The sequence below is a fragment of the Enterococcus sp. C74 genome (assembly GCF_040887125.1).
Taxonomy (GTDB): domain Bacteria; phylum Bacillota; class Bacilli; order Lactobacillales; family Enterococcaceae; genus Enterococcus_B; species Enterococcus_B hirae.
In genome coordinates this window covers 311,722-332,026 of sequence record NZ_JBFOFA010000003.1, presented here as the reverse complement: position 1 = coordinate 332,026, position 20,305 = coordinate 311,722, and the positions used below count along the sequence as shown (strand labels likewise).

Sequence of the window (20,305 nt, the reverse complement as noted above, 5' to 3'; positions counted from 1 at the left end):
TGCTATAATATAAATTGTATGAAAAATACACGTAACCCTTGTTTATAACGGGGACGTTACGGATTCGACAGGCACAGTTTGAGCTTGAATTGCGTTTCGTAGGTTACGTCTACGTTAAAACGTTACAGTTAAATATAACTGCTAAAAACGAAAACAACTCTTACGCTTTAGCTGCCTAATAACAGTTAGCGTAGATCCTCTCGGCATCGCCCATGTGCTCGAGTAAGGGTCTCAAATTTAGTGGGATACGTGACAACTTTCCGTCTGTAAGTTGTTAAAGAGATCATCAGACTAGCAATACAGAATGCCTGTCACTCGGCAAGCTGTAAAGCGAAACCACAAATGAGTTGACTATGAACGTAGATTTTTAAGTGGCGATGTGTTTGGACGCGGGTTCGACTCCCGCCGTCTCCATAAATGTATTGTTGAGACAAACAAACAGATAAAAAAACGTTGTTAAATCAACGTTTTTTTATTTTAGTCAAGGAGAGAAATAGAGAGAAATGTAAAAGTTTTTGCATTAATTTTGCATTCTGATTATTTTAATATGTCTTATATCGTAAAAATCGACTTCTTGTTCACCAATCAATACGACATCAAATTCCTCCATTCCACGAAATACACCGAAAACATGTGGTTTCACTCGGTCATATTCATCTAACGAATTTAATTGGGTTTCTAGCAATTTGTTTTGCTTAATAGAAGGATCTAAAAAATATTCTATTTGCTTTTGGGATTGCTGTGGCAAACGCTCGATGTTTTGAGCGCTGTATTCGTCCATATTTTTTATTACTTACGAAGATTCGTTCTCGCCAACAAGAAACGAGCAATAGAAATATTTCTTTTTTGCGTATTCTATTTGTAGGAGGGATAAAATAATTCAATATGTAATTATAATTTATAAAACAATAATATTTGAGAAAAACACAGGATGCATAAGATGGAAGTAAAAAACATCGGAAGTCCAAAAAATATTTAAACTTTTAAAGCATTCAATTAATTTAGAAATGGAAATTAATAAGTTACCAAAACTCAGTATAGATTAAAAAACTATCGCTTATATGCGATAGTTTTTTCTTATAAACAAATAATTTTTACAGTTTCATTTGAGAATTTTTCATAAAATGCCTGTAGTTCATTTTTGTCCCCTATTACATTTTTAGTATCGATTGTACTTGGCGCAACATCTAAAGCAACAATACCCATACCATAATCTTTAGTAAATTCTACTACTTTATTGATATAGTACGAAGCGATGCCCATTTTTCTATAATCTGCCTTAGTTTTAATATGAAAAATATATACATGTGGTTCATTGATAATCGGCCCGCCACATGGATTTCTATCTCGACCCTGTTTTATTCCAAAGTCCATAGTAAAAACAGTATCGTGATTTTGAGGATTGTATAGGAAGAATTTTGCACTTGTCTTTTCGCAATGACATCCCCTTCCTATAACTGCTTTATCACCTAATTCATCGTCAAAAGAATAAACTAAATCCATTCCTTTCAAAGATTCTGGAAATCCAAAATTTTCGATTATTTCTTTTGATAACATCAATCATTATCTCCCGTCTTATTTTGAATAAAGTACTAATTATTTTTATACATTATATATTATAATACCAAAACAAAAAAAGACCTACCTCTCACAAAGAGAAGTAGGTCTTTTACTTATTTCTTAATAGTTCAACGTTTGTCCTGGATAAATCAAGTTAGGATTTGCTAATCCGTTTCGTTGTGCCAGCGCTTGATACGTTGTACCTAACTTAGATGCGATTGACGATAAGTTATCTTCTGATCGAACAGTGTATGTTCTAGTAGTACTTGCTGTTCCGTTCACTTTGAGAACTTGCCCAGCATAGATCATGTTTGGATTACTTAATCCATTTAGTGATGCTAATCCTTGATATGTGGTTCTATATTTTGTAGCGATTGAAGATAGCGTTTCGCCATATTGAACGACATGAGTTTGAAAAGCTGATGGTTGTTCTGCAACTGTCGTGGAATCTGGTAAAAGTTCTACATTAGATTTATCGATCCAAGATAAAATATTCGCAAGTAAGATTTTATTACCGTCTACTTGCTGTACTTTGTAGCTTTCACCTTTTACCCATTGTGGGATTGCTTCTCCAGTTGCCCAGTTTTTCGCTGAGAAATTCACTTTAACAGTGTCGCCAGTTTTAATCTCTGATTTTGGTTTTTCACTCGTTTCTTCGCCTGCATTAATTGCTGGTGTATCTGTTTGTGGTTTATCTGAATTAGTATAACCATTATCAGTGATTCCTGTTAAATCGACATTCCCATCCAATCCCCCTGCAATATAAGTAGATGTAAACTGCCAAATAGCAACCCCATCCATACTTGGAAAATAGTTATACAACGGTTCTGGAGTTACATTATAGCTAGGATACCCGGCAATCCATAAAGAGTTAGGAAATTCTTTAATAATTCTCTTATAATCAACATATTTTAATGTGAAAGGTTTATAGCTATAATACATTGGTGTATACCCAGCTTGTCTAATACGTCGCATACCGTACAAAATTGTTTCTGTATTTGCATTTCTATCAGAACTAGCGCCGTGTTCAAAATCTAAAGCTACAATCGAACCTTTCGGTGTTTGAATCTTAGGCAAGAAATAATCCATTGTCTGTTTAGCAATATCCATGTTTCCATAGGTGTCATACCAGATATAGGTATGCGCTCGTTTTCCTTGTGCAATAGCACTTGCTACTTGTGTTTTGTATGTGCACTGCTCGTAAATGCCATTAGCGTTATACCCGCCAATTTGAGCAATAGCAAATTTATCATGAGCATAACCAAAACGCCCTTGATCTCCTTGATAAATCGCCCAATCCACACCCTGATCGCCTTTGGCGGCAAAAACATTTATAGGCAACAAAAAAAGAGCTACGAGAGCTCCTGCTAAAATTTTCTTTTTCATTCGTTTACTCCTTATCTTTTAAATTGTAAGCTGATACCCCTGTAATTACTCCTAAAAATGTTGCTACTGCATTGATAGTTAATACTGTCATATCAGTGTCATTCCATCCATACGCTTTTCCTAACGTGGCTACTAATACAGATAAAGCGGGCAATACCGTAAGTACTGTCCATTTAATAATTTGATAATATTTATCGGGTAAAATCATTACTTCTCGCCTCCTTTCATTTCCTGAATATCATGTTCTGCTTCATTCATCCGTCCTTCTAATAGAAAAGTACGTTCAACAATATGATTATGCTTTTCAACTTTTTTCTCCAATTGTTCAATTCGATAAATGGTTAGTTTGTTTGAAAAAACAATACCTGCAAACGTGCCAACTAAAGTTCCTGCAATACTTAAAGCAGAAATAATCGCATCAATACTCATACTTCACCAACTTTCCAACAAAAAAAGCACACTCCATGGAGTATGCTTTAACTTTCTTTAGTAATAATTTTATCTGCTTCTTCCTCTGTAATGCACAACGGAACAAATTGTCGAACTTGATCTGCAGTAAAGCAATTCCAGTCATACATCATTTTGATATCTTCATAGGAATACATATTATTCACCCCCTTCATTTTTCGATGATTGAAGTTGATCTTTCAATAAATCGATTTCTTTACTGTTTTGAATAGTTGTAAGCATCGTTTTTGAATTGATTTGTGCTAACGAATCAGCTCTTTTTGTTAATTCTTCATTCGCTTGTTTCAATATTTTATTATCATCTTGTAACCCTTCAGATAATTCCTCTAGCAGAGCTAGTTTTTTAGAAAAATCTTGTGTGATAACTTCTTCCCATTTCCGTTCTCTTGGATTCCAAAATTGACGATCTAATGGAATATCTGGTAATGGTGGTACAGAGGTATAAGGCACTCCTTCTGGGAAATCATCTGGCATGTTTTCCCATACCTTGCAACCTACCGGATAAATATATTCATACATTGTTTTCATCATTCATTCCCCCTATTAATTTGGCCACGCATCATTTGTAAAATAGCTGACGGTTCCAGAACACTCTTGATTTCCTGGTAAATTTGTAGTAGAAACCATCACAACAATTCCCGAAGCATTCGCATAAACAGATAATGCAGGATTTCGATTGGTTTTATTCGCCAAAGTTCCACCCCAATCCTTTAGCGAAGTTGGAGTATATCCTTTTGGAAAAGCCATTAAGTTTTTCCATCCAGCAAAATTTGCTGATTTATTTGTAATCGCAAAATTAGCCACTACACTTCGTCCACATCGTTCAAATCTGACTGAACTTTCATTGGTAAAATCTGTTGTATTCGTTGTTTTTACTGTTTTTGAAACAAAACGATCTAAAATTACTGGTATATCATTCACTGTTGGTGTTTGTAAAAAGTTTTTAAAACCATCAACAGACTGATTACCAGATGTTTGTACTAATACTTCAGCTCCATCAATTGCTCTAAAATGAGTTTTTAAATATTTAGGCACACCATTTTCTTTTAATTGCACAATATCAGACATTAAACTTCTCCTACTTTCTCAAATGTAATATTTGCTATTCCATCTAATTTTGCTTTATCTTCTTTGGACATTAACCCATTAGCGGCCGTCGTAGCTACAGATGTCGTTGTAGCATTTGTTCCAGGATCTCCCTTATCTCCTTTTGGTAATACAAAATTGAATCTAGCCGCAGATGAGGTTCCTACATTTGTAACAGAAGCAGTAGATCCACTAGTAACTGTACCTACAGTAATAGTTGCAGCTTGCCCAGGATCTCCTTTATCGCCTTTAATTGTTGTGGGTTTGCCTTCTACAGCATTCCAATGAGTTTGAGGGTAAACCTGAACATTATTCTGTTTTACTTTTACAATATCTGTCATTAGTTTATACCTCCCCTATTTTTTCAAAAGTAAAGTTTAAGCTTTTTTCATTTAATTCTTGGAGCTGTTTATTTATATATTCAATAGTCATGTTCCAAATATATTTATTTGGATCTTGAAAGTCTTTCAGTCCTATCCCTACATATTTATATTCTGTCGTTAAGCCAGCTCCCTCATCTTTTGTTAGATAATAAGGTGATTCAAATAAATTAGGCTGATATGGCGTAGGTATTGCTCCTTCTTCTAACTTGATATATTCTATACTGATTGATCCATCCACTATTTGGGAATTACTATCTAAACGTAGATAAGTACGCTCTACTTGTTTCATCTCTGATACACTACCAGTCACAGAAATCATTTTTGTTTCTCCAACTAACGTATCAGCTAAGTTTGTTCCCAGCAGAATGTTACCTCCAGGAAATTTTCTATAAGTTAGTCGAACTTTTGACAAGTCTCCTACAAAATCCTCATTCACTGTTACCTTAGCAGAAAGCGTATAGGTTGTTTGGGGCTTGATTTGCATGACATTTCCTGTTTCAGCACCAAATCCAGAATTTCTGAATGTCAATTTTACACCTCTATTTTCGTTGACAATTGTTACATTATCTTTTGTTGTAAAATAATCACTAGTTATAGTACTTAATAGATTTGGGTTTCCACTATAATCATAGTCTCCAAAATCAATGCTGTTTGAATACATCTTTTTCAACTTGCCAAGATCACCAATTTGCTGATTGGTTTGGTTCATCTTATCTTTGATTAACGTTAATTCATTTTGTGTTGAAACAACGTTTTGAGAAACAGTATCAATATTAGATTGAGTTGTTTTTAATTCCTCTGTTACCTCGACAACAGTTTGATCAATTGACTGTGCTGCATTCTCTACAAAGTTATTTATTTGCTGATTGGCCTTTTCGATTGTAGAATCTACATTTGTTAATGCTTCATTCACTGCATCTGTTGTTTCTTGCTTGATTCCATCGAGCAGTTGTTGAAAGTCTTTGAAATAATATTCTCCATTTAGTTGAACATCACGATCAATGATAGATTTCTCGATATTGAAAGTAAAAGCCAAGTTGTCGGTGTGACTGCCATCTGGAAAGTCAATATAAACATTCGCATCAACTTTGCCTTCATAAGCAAGTAACATATCAGGAATGAAGTATTTTACAATACCTTGCATGTAGCTTTCAGTAATGATTTGGTTGTCAAAAATAGGAAATTCTTTTTTCTCTTCACCAGAATAGATGTACATAAAAAGACGGACAGTCGCATTGATTAAATCAGTTGGACTTCCGTCTTGATTTTTAATTTCAAATTGTAATACGCCAGCTTTTTTGTCATAAGATTTGAAAGTAAAACCAGTGACTTTCGCTGGTGGATTTGTAGGTTCTGTTGGAACAATGATTTCTCCTGTCTTTTTTTCCATTGAATCACCTTCCTTAATAATTAAATAGAGGATTCACCGTATTAATAAATCCCTTCGATACCTGCAATCGTAAAACCTGTGTCATCTGTAAAATCTATAGTTCCATTTCCATGAATAGTGGCCAATCGACATTTATTAAAACGTAATACCACGTTGTCACGATAATTAGTAAGTTCTATTCGAATATGCCAAATACTTTTTTCGGATGAACCTATGCCTGTGAACATAATAACTGGGTTATCTACTGCTGGTGTTTCAAACGTAAACTGTGTGCCTAAACCCTTGACATGAAATCGCAAACGACCAAAACGACGTGTACTAGCTGTTAAATTCATATTTTGTCCTACCTTACAATCTGATTCGCCAGCTTTCCATAATTTTGTTACTTGTTCAATTCGTTTCCAATTTCTTGAATTGTAGCCACCTTCGCCACCTTCTTTGCTTGAATTGATATAGAAAATACTTCCGTTTGATACGTCAATCATCACATAAGTCTTACGTTGAGAGTGTTCCCCGAAAACGTGTAACTGGATAATTTGTCCAGGGATCATTGGATCGGGCGTTCCCATTTCGTCAGCCCAAGCCCATACAGTAGCGTAATGCCCAAATGGAATATTCCAGAAACTATACTTCTCACTTAAGTAATTATCCTTAATTAAATGACCGGTTGCTTGTGCTACGGTCTCAGGTGAAGCAAAACCTGCATTTCTCTCAGTAGCAAGCGCATGTGCTTGTTGGTCGTTACCATCACAATGAATAGCAAATTGTTCTAACATGTGATCAATTGCTTGATCTCTTGTCATATTTTCAAACATTATCCACCACTCCTTCAATATAAAAATGATCGTTTGGTTGCTCGTCCCACACCGTTCATTATCAATTTTCTTGCTGTCTTATCAATTGACAATTGATAAAAAGCTTCAAAATCAACACTAGTGTCTTTAGTAAATGCACAAGTTCCAACTATCATTTTCAAAGTACCGAGATTTCTCACCGTTTCCCAATGTTCATGCCCGCAAATGTAGGCAATAATGACACCTGGTCCTTTTGTGCTAAAATCAAATACTTCACTTCCTGTAACGGACTCCGATGGTTCTCCAGTTAGCGAATCATAATCAATGGTTACTGACACACCTTGTTTAAACCCATCAATAAGTGTCCGCAATGCTGCGGTATTCCATACACCTGTTGCGGAATCATCTAATGGGATATGACCTACTAATAAAACATGATAGCTACGATCTAAGTTCGTGAGGAAAGTACCGAAGTCTTTCAATTGTTCTGCTCCGATTTTCCCTATTTCCCCATCTTTTGTATGGCCACTGAATTCTTTGTACTGACCGTTGCTATCAAGTGCATCACTATAATCATCTGTATCAATGCGATAGATTGCAATTCCTTTATCTGGGAATAAACGACCACCGAATGTGCCATTATATAAATGGTGCATATCCGCACTATTTAAACAAGTTTCTGGTGTATGCCCTATCCAAGCATAAGGAATTTTTCCAGTATCATGATTTCCACGACAAACGATGACATCTTTTTTCCATACACTAGCAAAATTTGCGAAACGTTTTTGTATGGCCATTGAATATGTTCGCCCAAAGTCACGAACACCAATCTTAAACTCTCCTGTACGCCCACTATTACAATCACAGTTATCTCCACCGTAAACAGTCACATCACAGTGTTTGGCCATTTCTTTAAATTTTGCTAAAGTACTCCAACGCCTAGGATTCGTCGAACTATCTCCTGTTGTAAAAGCACTGTCTTTTCTCATCCCATCTACGTGAGTATCTGTGATGAACGCAACGTTAAATAACTGATGATCAATGTTGGCAATAACTTCATCAAAATTAGACGGAACAGAATATCCACCGTCTGTAATCTGTCGCACAGAACTAGACACAGAAAGTTTTTTATTTTGAATGTCATTTAAGCGATCAGCTAAACTATCATAATTTCCTTTCGCTTCATTCAGAATGTTAATGATCGTACCACCAGGATCTATGTTTTCCAGTAATTCACGATTCTCTTCTAACCACTGCTCCCAGTCACTTTTTCCCTGATTCATGTAATCTTTGAATTTTCTTAGCAAATCCTCAAAGGTCCACACATAGCCAGAATCACGTAACTGGCTTCTAGATATTCCAGAAATGACTCGATAGGTAAAATCCTGTGTGCTAAATTGTTCACTCCAAGTTCCATCACCATTAAGTGATCGGAAACTGAAATGTGCGGTGTTTTCACCGCCCCATTGCCAGTCAGGCTCACTTAACGTATAAACAAGCCTTGCTTGTCCTGGACTGTATTCTTGTACTTTTTGTTCAACAGGTTGGTTTTCGCCAAATTTTGTTGTGTTAATAAAAAATGGCACTAGGCCATCGAATGTTTTTAATATCCCATGTTCCACCACTTCAACAACCAATTTTTGGGTTGAAACATCTCCTTGTCGAACTTGAATCATTCCCACATAATTATAGGGTTCTGTTGTGCTTAATATAACGTTCCATTTTGCCATCAAATCTCCTCCCTATTTTGGTGGTATGACAATAGAAGAAATATTATTCGAACTATAAAATTGTCGATCTAATTTTCCGCATATCATACCTAATTCTGTATTTTGTTCGTATGTTTGAATACGTCCGTTCTCTAAACCTCTAATCACACCAGTATGTCCATAAGTGGGATCGGCAAACCACGAAGCAACTTGTGCGCCCCTTGCAAAGTTAATGATTGCACCAACTACTAATTGATCATATCTAGGGTTTTGAATCACTTTCCAACCAACAGAAGACCAATCATAGGCAATACCAATATCAGATGCTGCAGAAGTATTTCCTATCACATGAGTTAAACCATATTTTGTTCCAGCACCCATGCCACAACCACCCAGATATCCTGAATATTCTGCAGACAAACCATAACACTGACCATTACCAATTCGTTGTCCAATCAAAGACTCTAAATGTTTTATTCCTGCTTCTCCAGTAGCTCCTCCTGGTTTTAAATCTTTAAATTTGTTATACCAGTTAACTGCATAATCTTGACGTTCAGGATGTGTCGCTGCCGGACGTTCATAGTTTCGTTCAAAAGCATATGCTGCTTGTCTTGGATCAGTACAGACCTTAAATCCCTCAACCGTCGTAGGTTGTACTACGCCCATCCATTGTCCATTTGTAAATGTCCAAATAAGCAACCGAACTTGTGCATCTAAGCTCGTTATTGGTTCTTTAATACCTGCAGCATTAAATAAGTTTTGAACATAAACTTTTCCATCCCATGTTGCTGGACCAACAAGAGGATATGAAGAACCATCCCACTGAACTAATCCGTATGCTGGTCCAGCTATTTGAACAGTATCAGGATCAAAAGTTCCTCCTGTTTCTTGTTGAATGTTCCCTAATATTCCACATGCAGATTGTTTCGTAAATCCGTTATTACACAAAATATCGTAAATTCTCCAAGCTCTCTTTTCTGCATCTGTTTTTAATTCACTAGGATACCCACCAGTAGATTCTCCACCTCCTGATGGACCACCACCTTGTCCAGGAATTATTTCTTTTCCTTTAACTGTAAGTTTTCCTTGTACATCTAAGTCTCCAAAATAAATTGCTTTACCATTTCCTAATAAAACTAAGCCTTTTCCTACTTTAGGAGAAATCAAAATATATTTGCCGTCTCCATTTGTACGAATAACTAAAGAATTATCTTCAATAGGGGTTGGCGTAGAAGCCCCAGGAAAAGGATTACCAGCAGAATCAGTTGTTCCAATCGTTCCAATTGAACCCTTAGAATTCCAAAATTCCATACCTTTTTTGGTTAGCTCCATGATTTTTTTGTTTTCATTCCAAATTTGAAGTGTGCCTTTTACAAGTTTTAACACATCACCATAAGCATTAAAGGAAGTTTCGAATACTTCTGCATTTATTGTTCCTACTTTGATGAAGTCAGCAACAATTTCTCCTTTTGATGTGATAGCAATACCAAAAGGTCCATTTACGCCATTATCTGAATAACCTAACCCATTCAAATTCCAGCGCCACACACGTTTTGCACTCGCTACGTCATCGGTATCCATTATAAGTATCTCGGATGGTGCTTTCTCTGGACGAAAAACGACATGTCCACCAGAATTCCCAGTAATCCATGCCGTTGCATTGAGTACGTTTTGCACTAATGTTTCTGTCCGATTATCAATTTTCTTTTTGAGTTCTTGAGTTTGAGAATTCATTGTAGAAGTATAAAGAGATAAGTCATTTCCTAAAACCAAATCCTTATACTTGCCTAATGTAGGAAAATAGGTGTATTCAACGACTCGCTCAGCGATTTCAATATCAAGCTGTTTCGCTCTTACGTAAGCAACATCTCCGAAGTTGAGAGTTGAAAGCTTTCGATACATTTCGCCATATTCCAAAGTATGTTCTAACGAAACCATGCTTACCGTATGAGTCGCTTTAGGTTCATGAATACGGTCTTTCTCAAACAATGTGTTACCCCATTTAATTAAATCTTCAACTGTTTTACAATCAGAATTCTCTCTTTTACCTATGCGCCGATTTTCATCCGTTACTCCATCTATTTCTAAAAATCCATAGGTGATAGGGTCTTTGTCTTCATCATAGTCATTATCAGGAACACCACCAATCAAAAATAGACTGTTTACAATAGATTCTTCGTCTATTTCTTCCTCAATAGCTTCGATATTTAAGCCGAAATCAATTCTAAATCCATTATCAACTCCAATTTGTTTGACTAGATTCAAATCATAATTATTCATGTCTAATTCTGCGCTAGCAACACCTACTAGATTTTGATTACCATTGTTTGAACCAATGATAGCTTCTACTGGAGCAACTTGCTTTGCAGTGAATTGATGTGTTGTTCCAACATTTGAAATATAATTGAATTTTTGTGAGAATGCCAAACTGGATTTTAGATTGTTCATGATCTGCGTTCCATTGCCATTATCTGTGAAAGACTCGATAATAAAATTTTTATTGGCCATAAAACCAATATGCCTTGCGGTTACTGAAACAGAATTCAGATTCTTTTTGACATTATATATTTCAAAATACTGCCATGATCCATCAGATACTTTTGCTTTTATGAAATTTCCTTTTTTTAGGTAAGAGCGAAATTCACCATTTCTAGAATAATTTCCATAAAAACGATATTGTCCATTCAAGACACGATTGATTTCTGGCAAATCTTTCCAGTCAAGTAAAGCAATTCCATTGATATTCAAATCGTCAGGCATTTCTTTATAAGCATAAATGAACTCTTGTTTCACAAATAAACACTCCTTCTCCATAACTTGATTTTTGAGAAGGAGCCACTAACCTTGATAAGATTTTTCCCTGGACTCAACGTTGGCCAATCTCCTTTTGTAAATAGTGGTAAATCCTCTTGAATTGATTTACCCAATTCAGTATCAACAGTAAATGTACTTGCCAACGTATTTAGTACAATAAGGCTCTCGTCACCAATTGTTAGTGTGATGTCTCCCCCGCTCGATTCAATCTCAAAATAAGGATGTGCTACCTCATCGCCTGGATCATATACCTCGATTTCATTTGCGCTAAATTCAATTGGTTGTTCATTCAGCTTTCGCTTCAATGGTTGACATCTAAACGTGACAGTAAACGTATAAAAGAAGCCCCATTCGTTTTCGAATTTGACTTCTTTACCTATATTACAAATAGCATCTAAATATTTATCTGGATCATTATGCGTAATTAGTCTACTACTTCCAGAAAGCCACTTTTTGACCTCTCGAAGTTTAGAATGGGGAACAGTGATATTCTCTATTTTTAAATCAAAAGATTCATAATCACCAAAAGTTTCATTCAATTCACCATTTCTACCTTGAACAGTATATGTTTCATATCTTTTAGCTGGCATGACCTCAGGAAGTTCACTCTCGATAATACAATTCATATCGAGAGTAGCATTTAAGTTTTTCCAGATAAAATTTGGCTCATCTGGTTTCATGAATCGTTGACTCATTCCGGAACACCTCCCAAATCATAAATAGCTTGTCGATTAGCTCTTGCAAATTTACGGTTCATTCGATCTAATTCCGATGGATTATTTGCATCAACTTTGCCAATATGGATATGTTGCTCGATATTACCACCAGAAACTTTTCCACCGATACCTCTACGTTTTTCTTCATCAGATAATGGAGTCACAGTAGTTTTTCCATTTTTAGCAGTTAGTAACTCTGGTCCAGCTTCACCAACAATCGCTTGTCCATTGATTAAATGACCACCTTGAGCTAAATATGGGAGCTTGGATATAGAAAATGATTTGCCACCAATACAAGGAACCCATTTTGGTATTTTGATATTATTCAGTCCACCAATAAAACCATTAATCAAACCAATCATGGCATTAATAGGAGCTTTTCCCACAGCAACAATACCATCGAAAATGCCTCCAAAAATATCCACAACACCTTGCCATGCTTTTGACCAATCACCTGTAAATATACCAGTAATAAAGTCAATAAATCCTGTCAATATCCTCTTTCCCGCATTATAAAAATTCATGAAATTAACTACTATTCCTTCGAAAACACCAGAAATATAGCCACCTATAAATTTAAAAACTTCTACGGCGACATCTGAAATGCCTTTGAAAAATGCATTAACTCCATCATGAAACCATTTCACTTTGTTATATGCCAATACAAATCCAGCAATCAATAAAGCTATTCCTGCGATTACTAAAACAAACGGATTCGTTGCAAGAAAACCAGATAAAGTCTGCCAAATCCCTATAAAAGATTTAACTCCACTAACAATTTTAGTAATTGAACCCATAAGTGTTCCTAAAATCACTAATAGTGGACCAATTGCTGCTACTACTAAAGCTATTGTTACTAACATATTTTTTTGCCCTTGATCAAGTGAATCAAGCCAAATTTTAAATCGTTGCAATGCATTTATTGCCAATTCAAAAAAAGGCAACAAAGCTATTTGTACACTTTCTCCCACAGATGCCATTGCTAATTTTGCGTTATTCATGGCCATATTTGCCTTATCAATAGGATCAAGTGTAGCTTCATAAGTAGAACCAACTACTCCGCCACTTTCTGAGGCGACTTTTGCTAAATCTTCTAGATTAAGAGTCCCCCTTTTAATTGCATCAGCCATTCGAGGACCGCCTTTGTTACCAAAAATTTCGGCGGCTGCATTAATTGCTTCAGTTTCTGAGCTTGCATTTTTAATTTTATCTTGCAATTCTCCAAGTCCTTGTGACAAAGTTTTTCCATCTTTAGCATAGGTAACTGTCGCTTTAGATAGACTACTCAAAGCTGCGCTAGAATCAACACCAGCTTGCTCGAATTGCCCCATCAACGTAACACCTTCTCCAAAACTCAATCCTAATTGTTTGATTTGAGGGGCGCCATCAATCGCCTTTTGCATTAAATCATCTACAGATTGTCCTGTATTTTGAGATGTCTTTGTTGTTACATCTAATACAGAATTTAAATCATCATAAGACATGTCATAAGCCTCAATTGCTTGGCGAGCAAAAATAGCCGATTGTGAAACATCTGTATCATTGATTTCAGCGTACTGTAGAAGATAATTAGTTGAATCTTCCAGTTTTTTGTCCATGAATCCAAATTGCGTATTTACTTCACCAATGGCTTCTCCTACCGTTTGTAAAGGCAAGTGAGTATTTGAACCAACATTTTCGAAGGATTGCGATAGTCTATCAGCTTGATCACCTGTTGCTCCGGTTTTAGTAATAATAGTATCAAGAGCTTCATCTACTTCACTAAAAGCTGCTAGTCCTGCAGCACCTGCAGCAACAATTGGTGCAGTTACGCCAATAGACATTTTTTCACCGACACCTTTAACTTTTTCGCCAGCTTCTTCAATTTTTTGAAGTTTTTTTGCAGTATCAACAGAAACATTACCCTGTTCTTTTAATGCATCATTAGTTTGCTCTAATGCAGAACGCAGTTTATTTTCTCCTGTTTCAGATTCCAAAAGTCTTTTATAGAGTTTTTGAGATTGGTCTGAATATTCACCAGTTTCTTTAACTGATTTTTCATACTCTTCCCTTAACATCTGGGTTCGCTTTTCTGCTAAAGAAAGTTGTTTTTCTAATTTTTTCTTAGTAGCTGTTAATTTCTCTGTTTGAGTTGCATTCTTATCCATGGCAGACACTTGGTTTTTGTACTCGGTAGCTGCTAAGTTCATTTCTTTATTGATTTCTTTAATTGTTTTTGAATAGCTAACTTCGCCATTCGTTTTAAAATTTAAAACAACATCTGATTCTTTCCCTGACATTTTAGCGCTCCTTTCCTACCACCAAGGACTCTTATCCATAGTTATAGACTGAGGTGGCTCAAACTCAGTATTTTGCTGTAACCACTGTAGGTATGATTTCAGCCACAAGTTAGGCGTAGATTTCAAAAAGAAACTCTCACTCCAATTTAATAGAGTGAGAGCAACATAAATATAAAAACTCCAAGGAGTTCCTATTTCTTCCGATTCTTTTTGTTTTTCTTTCTTTTTGCTTGCGCTTTTTGAAAGTCTCGTGGCTTCTTGGATTTTTTTAGGTCTTCTACCTGAAATGTCTGACTAGCAAAAATTTCCATACAGGTACTATAAGCAGACAACACCTCTCCACTCATTCCTAAAAATTTAAAAATAGTTTCTGGATTTTCATCTAAACCACCAGTGCGCAACATTGCATAAATCAAGGCACGCATGATTTTTAAGTCACTAGGCGATAAGTTAGCAGAAGAAATTTTTCCTTCTTTTTTGTATAGCATGGCATTCATATCAGATTCGAATTGCGAATAATCTCCACCATATACATCTGCTATAAATTCCATTGTTTGCATAGTAAATGAGATAGGGAATTCTACACCTTGAATAGTGACAGTAGCAGAATTTTTTAAGTCTTCAACGTGAATTCCATAATCAGATAACCGAGCCATTAACCTGCACCTCCAACTTTAGCCAATGTTTTCCACTGTTCTTCATCGTATACAGGTTGAGCAATGAATTTATTAAATAATTCGAGAGAAGCTCCGTCTCTATTTGAATCAAAGCTTGAATACATTACGTTGTTATACTTCAATCCAGATGAAATGAAGTTCGCAGTTACATCATCAATTTTCGTTTCATCATCAGCAGTAGCATATTCTTCATCAATAACATTGGACAACTGTGTTTTGGGATACCAAACAGCTTTCTTTCCACCGTTTTCAACATTTCCAATAAAACCAAATGCAAAATAAGGAAATTCACGAGCAGTATTTTTGCCAAAGGTTACACCACTTTCAGCAATCAAGCCTTTCAATTCGTCCATAACAGCAATTGGAATTCCTACATGATCCAGAGCTAACTCATGTTTTGTTTCTCGACTTACACGCCGAAACATTTTACTAGATGCCCATTTTTCAAGAGCTGTTCCATTTCCCTTTATTCCTAATTTTGTAGCAATTGGTAAACGAACAATCTCGCTATAAGTTGGTGCTTCTCCAACAGTATCAGGAGTAGCCATCATACCAATCAATATATCGTCTAATCCTTCAAAATAGAAAGTATCTTGCTTTCCCATTTAGATCATCCTTCCCACATTTTAATAATTTTCTTTGTCATAATTTCTTCAATTGTTTCTTTGTTTTGTTCATATGTTCCACTCGCAAAATGTTGGGCTCGTTGCTTTGTTGTCCCATTTTCAGCAAATCGCCAATAAAAAGCTGTGTCTTCAAATTGAACTTTTACTCGTTCATTTTCTACTACAACTCTTACATGATCTTTCATATGCTTTTTCTTTAATAATGACTTAGGTATTTTAGGCAATAGTTGCTTCAGGTAAAAATTAGCAGCTTCTTCTAAAGATTCTATTGATATTTTTTTCGGATCTACCTTTGAAAGATTTCCTAAATAATCTGCCATGTCAGCAAATCCGTTCGTATTATTTGCCATTTTCCACACATCTCACATACGTGTAATAGTTAGTCACTGTCTCATCATTTTCGTCACCTTGTATACCCACGAAATCGACATAAGGGATACCTACTTTTTCCAAAGCTTGCTCAATGACTACTAAGTCCTGCTCTGTTCCTAACGTAAAGAAAGAAATTTGATAGAATGGCATCTTTTTATATACTTTTCCGGAAGCCATTTTCTTATTAATACTCACATTTGAATACACGATATATGGATACACTGTTCCTAAAGTAGCCTTATCTCTAAACACCGGTAACTTAGTTGATTTCAATGCTTTTATTAATTCATTGAAGTTATTCGACATAAGCTAAACTCAACTCCATTTCTCTTGTATCGGGATTTGTATAAATCCGAGTAATGTTATACGTCACAGAATCAATTTTGAGGGCATTTAGCTTCTCTGTGATAGATTTATCCCATCGAACTTTAATTCGCCTGACAACGTCTGTCTTGGCTTGCTGTGATAAATATTTTTCTTGAGAAGTCACACCAAGTTCTTCATAGAAAATTGGGCGCTTGAATTCATAAACCGTAATTGGACGATCGTTCTCATCTGTTCCTGTTTTGATTTCTAGCAATTCAGCTTTCCATCGCAGATTATTAGTCTGTCGTTTCGGCATTTTGAATCACTCCTTGCACAATAAATGGCGTCATAGCATTCATAGCTTTGTCGAGTTCATCCTCTGAAACTCTATATTCATAGGCAATGCCGGCAACCATCAAAATAAGATATTCTTGTTGGCCACCAGTTGCTGTTTTGACATAATCTTTTGCCATATCTAAATAAAAAGAGAGCAAAGAATCATCCATGCCCTCTTCAAAATGAATATGTGATTTGAATTTTTCCTCTAAAGATAATTCTTTAGTTTGCTCTTCCATCTTAACCACCAACTGGTTTTGTAATTTCATAACGATATACTGCAGGTTCAAACGGGGAATAAACCAATTGTCCATCTAATAAATTGTAAATTTGGAATCCAATTTGATTTTTACCAGAGAATTTTTCAACAAGTTTTTGAATCTCCAAGGCACCAATAACTTCTTGAATTTTGAATGCAGAAAAATCGCCAAAATATAAAACTGGCGTATCTGGTTCACCTTTTTTATCTGCTGCATCTGTCCAATCTACAGGATAGCCAACTAATTGGTAACCAATTCCACCTTCTGCTTGTGTGAATGGTCGCAACAACGGAAACCCATCATCTGTTTTCATTTTTTCAATAGCAGTCAAAGCAGCTCGATTAATAATAAAACGACCTTTTTTCATTACTTCTGTCACTGGTGTATTTTTAAATTCAATTAATGCATCATACAATTTTTGTCCAGCACCTGCGGCAGTTAAATCTAAAGGTTTCTCAAATGCTACAGCTTTTTTTGCTAATGCACCAGGATTTTCATTTCCAGCGTCATCTCCATTGAACATATAATTGATTTCCTTACGCACATAAGCTTTTTTCAATTCTTCGACAACAATATCTTCAACTGGAACACCAGACATTTTTAGTAATTTCTTAGTTACTGTTGCCAAAGCATCAAATTCGGCAGGATCAAGCAAAATTTCATCAAACTGAATAGCTGTTTCAGTAATATCAGTTGAACGTTCTTTCTTGTTAACATTCGCATCTGCTTTTTTCACAAGAATTGGATATTTTACATCACCTGCTGTACGTACCACTGTTCCGTATTTACGCAATAAGTTTTCTTCCTGTGCATATGTGATTACTTCAGAAGCGATTACTTCTGGAACAGTAACTGAACCATTGCCAGTTTCAATTCCTAAAGCTCTAGCTTCTGCTTCAGAAATATTTCCAATAACAAAATTAGCAAATGCTTTTCGTAATTGTTGATCTTTTTGTGTCTTGGTCATCTTACTTCTTGCCTCCAATCCTGATTTAATGGAATCTAGCAATCCATCACGTTGTTCTTGCGAAATCATGCCTGAACGATTTTCAGGATTATCTTCTCCCTCTCCGCCTTCATCAGCACCATCTCCACTAGATTCATCGCCAGAACGATTGTCAGTATCATCAGTGCCATTTCCTACACCACCATCTTTTCCATCTCCTGCATCGCCAGGATCACCATCATCTACCAACGCATCTTTGATTCCATTTAATTCTTCAATGACTGCATCAATTTCTTGTTGCACACCTTCGATGTCTGCTTCACGCAATTCACCAGATTCGATTTTTCCACGTAACTCTTCCAGTCTTTGCTCTTGACGTGCTTTCAGTTTTTTTAATAATTCTTTATCCATAATCTTTTCCTCCTAAGCTCCTAGTGCTTGATTGATTTTTTTGATTAAATTTTTTCTTTTTTCGACTACTTTTTCTAAGTCTTCCTTGCTTCTTAAAGCTGCTTCGGTATCTTCATATGCTGGCAACGGCACGATAGAAACTTCATACAATTCCACCTCGTGAATCGTTCGAAGCATTGGTGTAGAGTTGTAGTCCCATGTTTCTTCAGTTGGTATGAATCCAAAACTGCATTGATTGATATCGCCACGTTCCATCGATTTGATCAAATCCCTAGCAACTGTTGTATCTGGAAGATCAACTTCAAATTTCAACCCACGTTCATCTTCTGATAAACGTAGCGTGCCGCTTTTTGTACGTCCTAAAACATTGGACCAATCATGATTGAAAAGGCAGCGAACATCTGAACTACTAATAGCCCTTGAAAAGGCACCGGGAGCTATCACTTCATCCAAGTCTTCCCATAATCTTGTTGGGCTATTAAAAACTGCTGCATAACCACTAATCGTTCTTGTTTGTGTTTCTTCATCAGAACGTGTTGAAAGATTGGTGATGTCAATCGTTCGAATTTCCTTTTTCTTCATTTCCATCACCTCCCTTCAAGTTTTGATCATTCGTTGGTAAGGAATCATCTGTAGCATGTTTTTTCCCAATTTCTGTCAAATCATTTGATATATAAACAGCTTCAGTTTCTGGCGTTCCTTGTTTAGGAAAACCAAGCATTTCTGCCACATTATCCGGACTTGTAATTCCAGTACGAACGATGTTGTATCCAATATTTGTTTTTGTTGAGTAAGTAACGAAATCCAAAATATTGATTTTCCATTCCACTCGATAGCCAGAATTAGGCATAAAAAAAAGAGCCGTGTAATGCTCGCTCTTGTTCTTCAATATTGGTTTGATTGCTTTATTGTGTAGATACATCATCGCTTTTTCGATATCTGTCTTCATTAATGATTGATAGGTATCAACATTTATACCTAAGAATTTCCCCAAATCCTTTTTGTACACGCCTAGATAGTTCAAGATCGCATCGTCATCTACTGGACTTTTAAGTGTATCGATTGAGTAACCTTTACCAAGAGGAATCATTTTGACTGAATGATTACTGTCATCCTGTGTTCCTTCTAACTGATCAAGTATTGCTTTAACAATTTTCGTTTGGGCACTGTTATTCGGATTGATATGCGCATCCAGTTTAAGCATAAAAGCGAGTAAACCGCCTTTAGTATATTTATCCGTCAAAACCTTTTCTGCGCTTAGAACGCCTTCTAGTGTGCTTCTTGCTAAATCGATTATTCCTGCACCTTTTAAAGAATCTGTGCCGATATTCTTAATGTGACGAATCATCTGACTTGGTATTTTTTGGCCATTCATTTCAAACTCTTCTTGTAGACGCTCATTTATTTTAGTTGTCACACCGTATGCTAAATGAAGTTGATCTCGATCAGTCAATGGGAAGGTTTCTCCATTAATTAGTAGCGTGTTCGTCTCAAGTTTCGAAAATTCAAAACCTGTTAAATAATCATTTGGGCTTTGCAATATTTTAAGCAAGAAATGATTTTTTACTTCGTTACCATCTGGACCAATAACAATCGGTGTGGCCAACGCTACCTGATTAGATATGTCTTGAACTAATTCATAAACATCAGAAGATTCCATAATTGAATTGTCTGTGACATATCTTTGAGTGTAGCGAGTGGTTTGACCAAATATATCTTCAATGTAGCCCCGTTTTTCCATGAATGAATATACTGCGTTTGAAATTCTATCTCGAATTTTCATCTT

The 20,305-nt window shown here is 35.9% G+C and carries 23 protein-coding genes, 1 other RNA gene and 1 pseudogene; 1 reads left to right on the top strand and 24 read right to left on the bottom strand.

The window, feature by feature from the left end; all coding sequences use genetic code 11:
- Positions 1-49 precede the first annotated feature (49 nt).
- Positions 50-417, top strand: a transfer-messenger RNA (tmRNA) gene (ssrA, locus tag AB3H93_RS06160).
- Between the two features lie 121 nt (positions 418-538).
- Here the strand turns inward: ssrA and AB3H93_RS06155 are convergent.
- The 24 genes and pseudogenes from AB3H93_RS06155 to AB3H93_RS06040 form a co-directional block, all read right to left on the bottom strand.
- Positions 539-826 (bottom strand): annotated as a pseudogene (locus tag AB3H93_RS06155) (hypothetical protein); the annotation flags it as partial.
- Between the two features lie 251 nt (positions 827-1,077).
- Positions 1,078-1,557: a GNAT family N-acetyltransferase gene (locus AB3H93_RS06150; protein WP_181933784.1), complete on the bottom strand. Its 480-nt coding sequence runs from the start codon at positions 1,555-1,557 to the stop codon at positions 1,078-1,080.
- A gap of 123 nt (positions 1,558-1,680) precedes the next feature.
- A complete protein-coding gene (locus tag AB3H93_RS06145) occupies positions 1,681-2,946 on the bottom strand; it encodes a LysM peptidoglycan-binding domain-containing protein (protein WP_368020304.1) in 1,266 nt (421 codons plus the stop codon).
- A 4-nt stretch (positions 2,947-2,950) separates the two neighbouring features.
- The gene (locus AB3H93_RS06140) at positions 2,951-3,154 is read right to left on the bottom strand and encodes a phage holin (protein WP_223603567.1); all 204 of its coding nucleotides are present in this window, start codon (positions 3,152-3,154) and stop codon (positions 2,951-2,953) included.
- On the bottom strand, positions 3,154-3,375 hold the full coding sequence (locus AB3H93_RS06135) for a hypothetical protein (RefSeq protein WP_010718827.1): 222 nt from the start codon (positions 3,373-3,375) through the stop codon (positions 3,154-3,156). The genes AB3H93_RS06140 and AB3H93_RS06135 overlap by 1 nt, the downstream gene beginning before the upstream one ends.
- Before the next feature lie 47 nt (positions 3,376-3,422).
- A complete protein-coding gene (locus AB3H93_RS06130) occupies positions 3,423-3,551 on the bottom strand; it encodes an XkdX family protein (protein WP_010718826.1) in 129 nt (42 codons plus the stop codon).
- A gap of 1 nt (position 3,552) precedes the next feature.
- Positions 3,553-3,942 (bottom strand): hypothetical protein, encoded by a 390-nt coding sequence (locus AB3H93_RS06125; protein WP_088762467.1) that lies wholly within the window; start codon positions 3,940-3,942, stop codon positions 3,553-3,555.
- A 15-nt stretch (positions 3,943-3,957) separates the two neighbouring features.
- Complete coding sequence (locus tag AB3H93_RS06120) at positions 3,958-4,482, bottom strand: hypothetical protein (protein WP_368020303.1); 525 nt, start codon at positions 4,480-4,482, stop codon at positions 3,958-3,960.
- Positions 4,482-4,841, bottom strand: coding sequence for a hypothetical protein (locus AB3H93_RS06115; protein WP_010720100.1), 360 nt, complete (start codon positions 4,839-4,841; stop codon positions 4,482-4,484). The genes AB3H93_RS06120 and AB3H93_RS06115 overlap by 1 nt, the downstream gene beginning before the upstream one ends.
- A 4-nt stretch (positions 4,842-4,845) precedes the next feature.
- Complete coding sequence (locus AB3H93_RS06110; protein WP_368020302.1) at positions 4,846-6,273, bottom strand: BppU family phage baseplate upper protein; 1,428 nt, start codon at positions 6,271-6,273, stop codon at positions 4,846-4,848.
- Positions 6,274-6,314: 41 nt separating this feature from the next.
- Complete coding sequence (locus tag AB3H93_RS06105; protein ID WP_368020301.1) at positions 6,315-7,088, bottom strand: hypothetical protein; 774 nt, start codon at positions 7,086-7,088, stop codon at positions 6,315-6,317.
- A gap of 14 nt (positions 7,089-7,102) precedes the next feature.
- The gene (locus AB3H93_RS06100) at positions 7,103-8,797 is read right to left on the bottom strand and encodes a BppU family phage baseplate upper protein (protein WP_368020300.1); all 1,695 of its coding nucleotides are present in this window, start codon (positions 8,795-8,797) and stop codon (positions 7,103-7,105) included.
- Between the two features lie 12 nt (positions 8,798-8,809).
- On the bottom strand, positions 8,810-11,569 hold the full coding sequence (locus AB3H93_RS06095) for a phage tail tip lysozyme (protein WP_368020299.1): 2,760 nt from the start codon (positions 11,567-11,569) through the stop codon (positions 8,810-8,812).
- Entirely contained in the window at positions 11,566-12,285 is a 720-nt protein-coding gene (locus AB3H93_RS06090; RefSeq protein WP_181918575.1) for a phage tail protein, read from the bottom strand. The genes AB3H93_RS06095 and AB3H93_RS06090 overlap by 4 nt, the downstream gene beginning before the upstream one ends.
- Positions 12,282-14,585, bottom strand: coding sequence for a phage tail tape measure protein (locus tag AB3H93_RS06085; RefSeq protein WP_368020298.1), 2,304 nt, complete (start codon positions 14,583-14,585; stop codon positions 12,282-12,284). Before AB3H93_RS06085 ends, AB3H93_RS06090 begins: the two co-directional genes overlap by 4 nt.
- A gap of 191 nt (positions 14,586-14,776) precedes the next feature.
- Positions 14,777-15,241 (bottom strand): hypothetical protein, encoded by a 465-nt coding sequence (locus tag AB3H93_RS06080; RefSeq protein ID WP_010718816.1) that lies wholly within the window; start codon positions 15,239-15,241, stop codon positions 14,777-14,779.
- On the bottom strand, positions 15,241-15,867 hold the full coding sequence (locus AB3H93_RS06075; protein WP_181918577.1) for a major tail protein: 627 nt from the start codon (positions 15,865-15,867) through the stop codon (positions 15,241-15,243). Before AB3H93_RS06075 ends, AB3H93_RS06080 begins: the two co-directional genes overlap by 1 nt.
- A gap of 5 nt (positions 15,868-15,872) precedes the next feature.
- Positions 15,873-16,238 carry an HK97-gp10 family putative phage morphogenesis protein gene (locus AB3H93_RS06070; protein WP_010718814.1) on the bottom strand — a complete coding sequence of 122 codons (366 nt, stop codon included), beginning with the start codon at positions 16,236-16,238 and terminating at the stop codon, positions 15,873-15,875.
- Positions 16,228-16,566 carry a hypothetical protein gene (locus tag AB3H93_RS06065; RefSeq protein WP_010718813.1) on the bottom strand — a complete coding sequence of 113 codons (339 nt, stop codon included), beginning with the start codon at positions 16,564-16,566 and terminating at the stop codon, positions 16,228-16,230. The genes AB3H93_RS06070 and AB3H93_RS06065 overlap by 11 nt, the downstream gene beginning before the upstream one ends.
- Positions 16,556-16,882, bottom strand: a complete 327-nt coding sequence (locus AB3H93_RS06060; RefSeq protein WP_368020297.1) for a phage head closure protein — start codon at positions 16,880-16,882, stop codon at positions 16,556-16,558. Before AB3H93_RS06060 ends, AB3H93_RS06065 begins: the two co-directional genes overlap by 11 nt.
- A complete protein-coding gene (locus AB3H93_RS06055) occupies positions 16,863-17,141 on the bottom strand; it encodes a head-tail connector protein (protein WP_010718811.1) in 279 nt (92 codons plus the stop codon). The genes AB3H93_RS06060 and AB3H93_RS06055 overlap by 20 nt, the downstream gene beginning before the upstream one ends.
- Position 17,142: 1 nt before the next feature.
- Positions 17,143-18,519, bottom strand: a complete 1,377-nt coding sequence (locus AB3H93_RS06050; RefSeq protein WP_181933756.1) for a phage major capsid protein — start codon at positions 18,517-18,519, stop codon at positions 17,143-17,145.
- A 12-nt stretch (positions 18,520-18,531) separates the two neighbouring features.
- Positions 18,532-19,101: an HK97 family phage prohead protease gene (locus AB3H93_RS06045; RefSeq protein WP_010752177.1), complete on the bottom strand. Its 570-nt coding sequence runs from the start codon at positions 19,099-19,101 to the stop codon at positions 18,532-18,534.
- Positions 19,073-20,302 (bottom strand): phage portal protein, encoded by a 1,230-nt coding sequence (locus AB3H93_RS06040; protein WP_034867614.1) that lies wholly within the window; start codon positions 20,300-20,302, stop codon positions 19,073-19,075. Before AB3H93_RS06040 ends, AB3H93_RS06045 begins: the two co-directional genes overlap by 29 nt.
- Between the last annotated feature and the right edge of the window lie 3 nt (positions 20,303-20,305).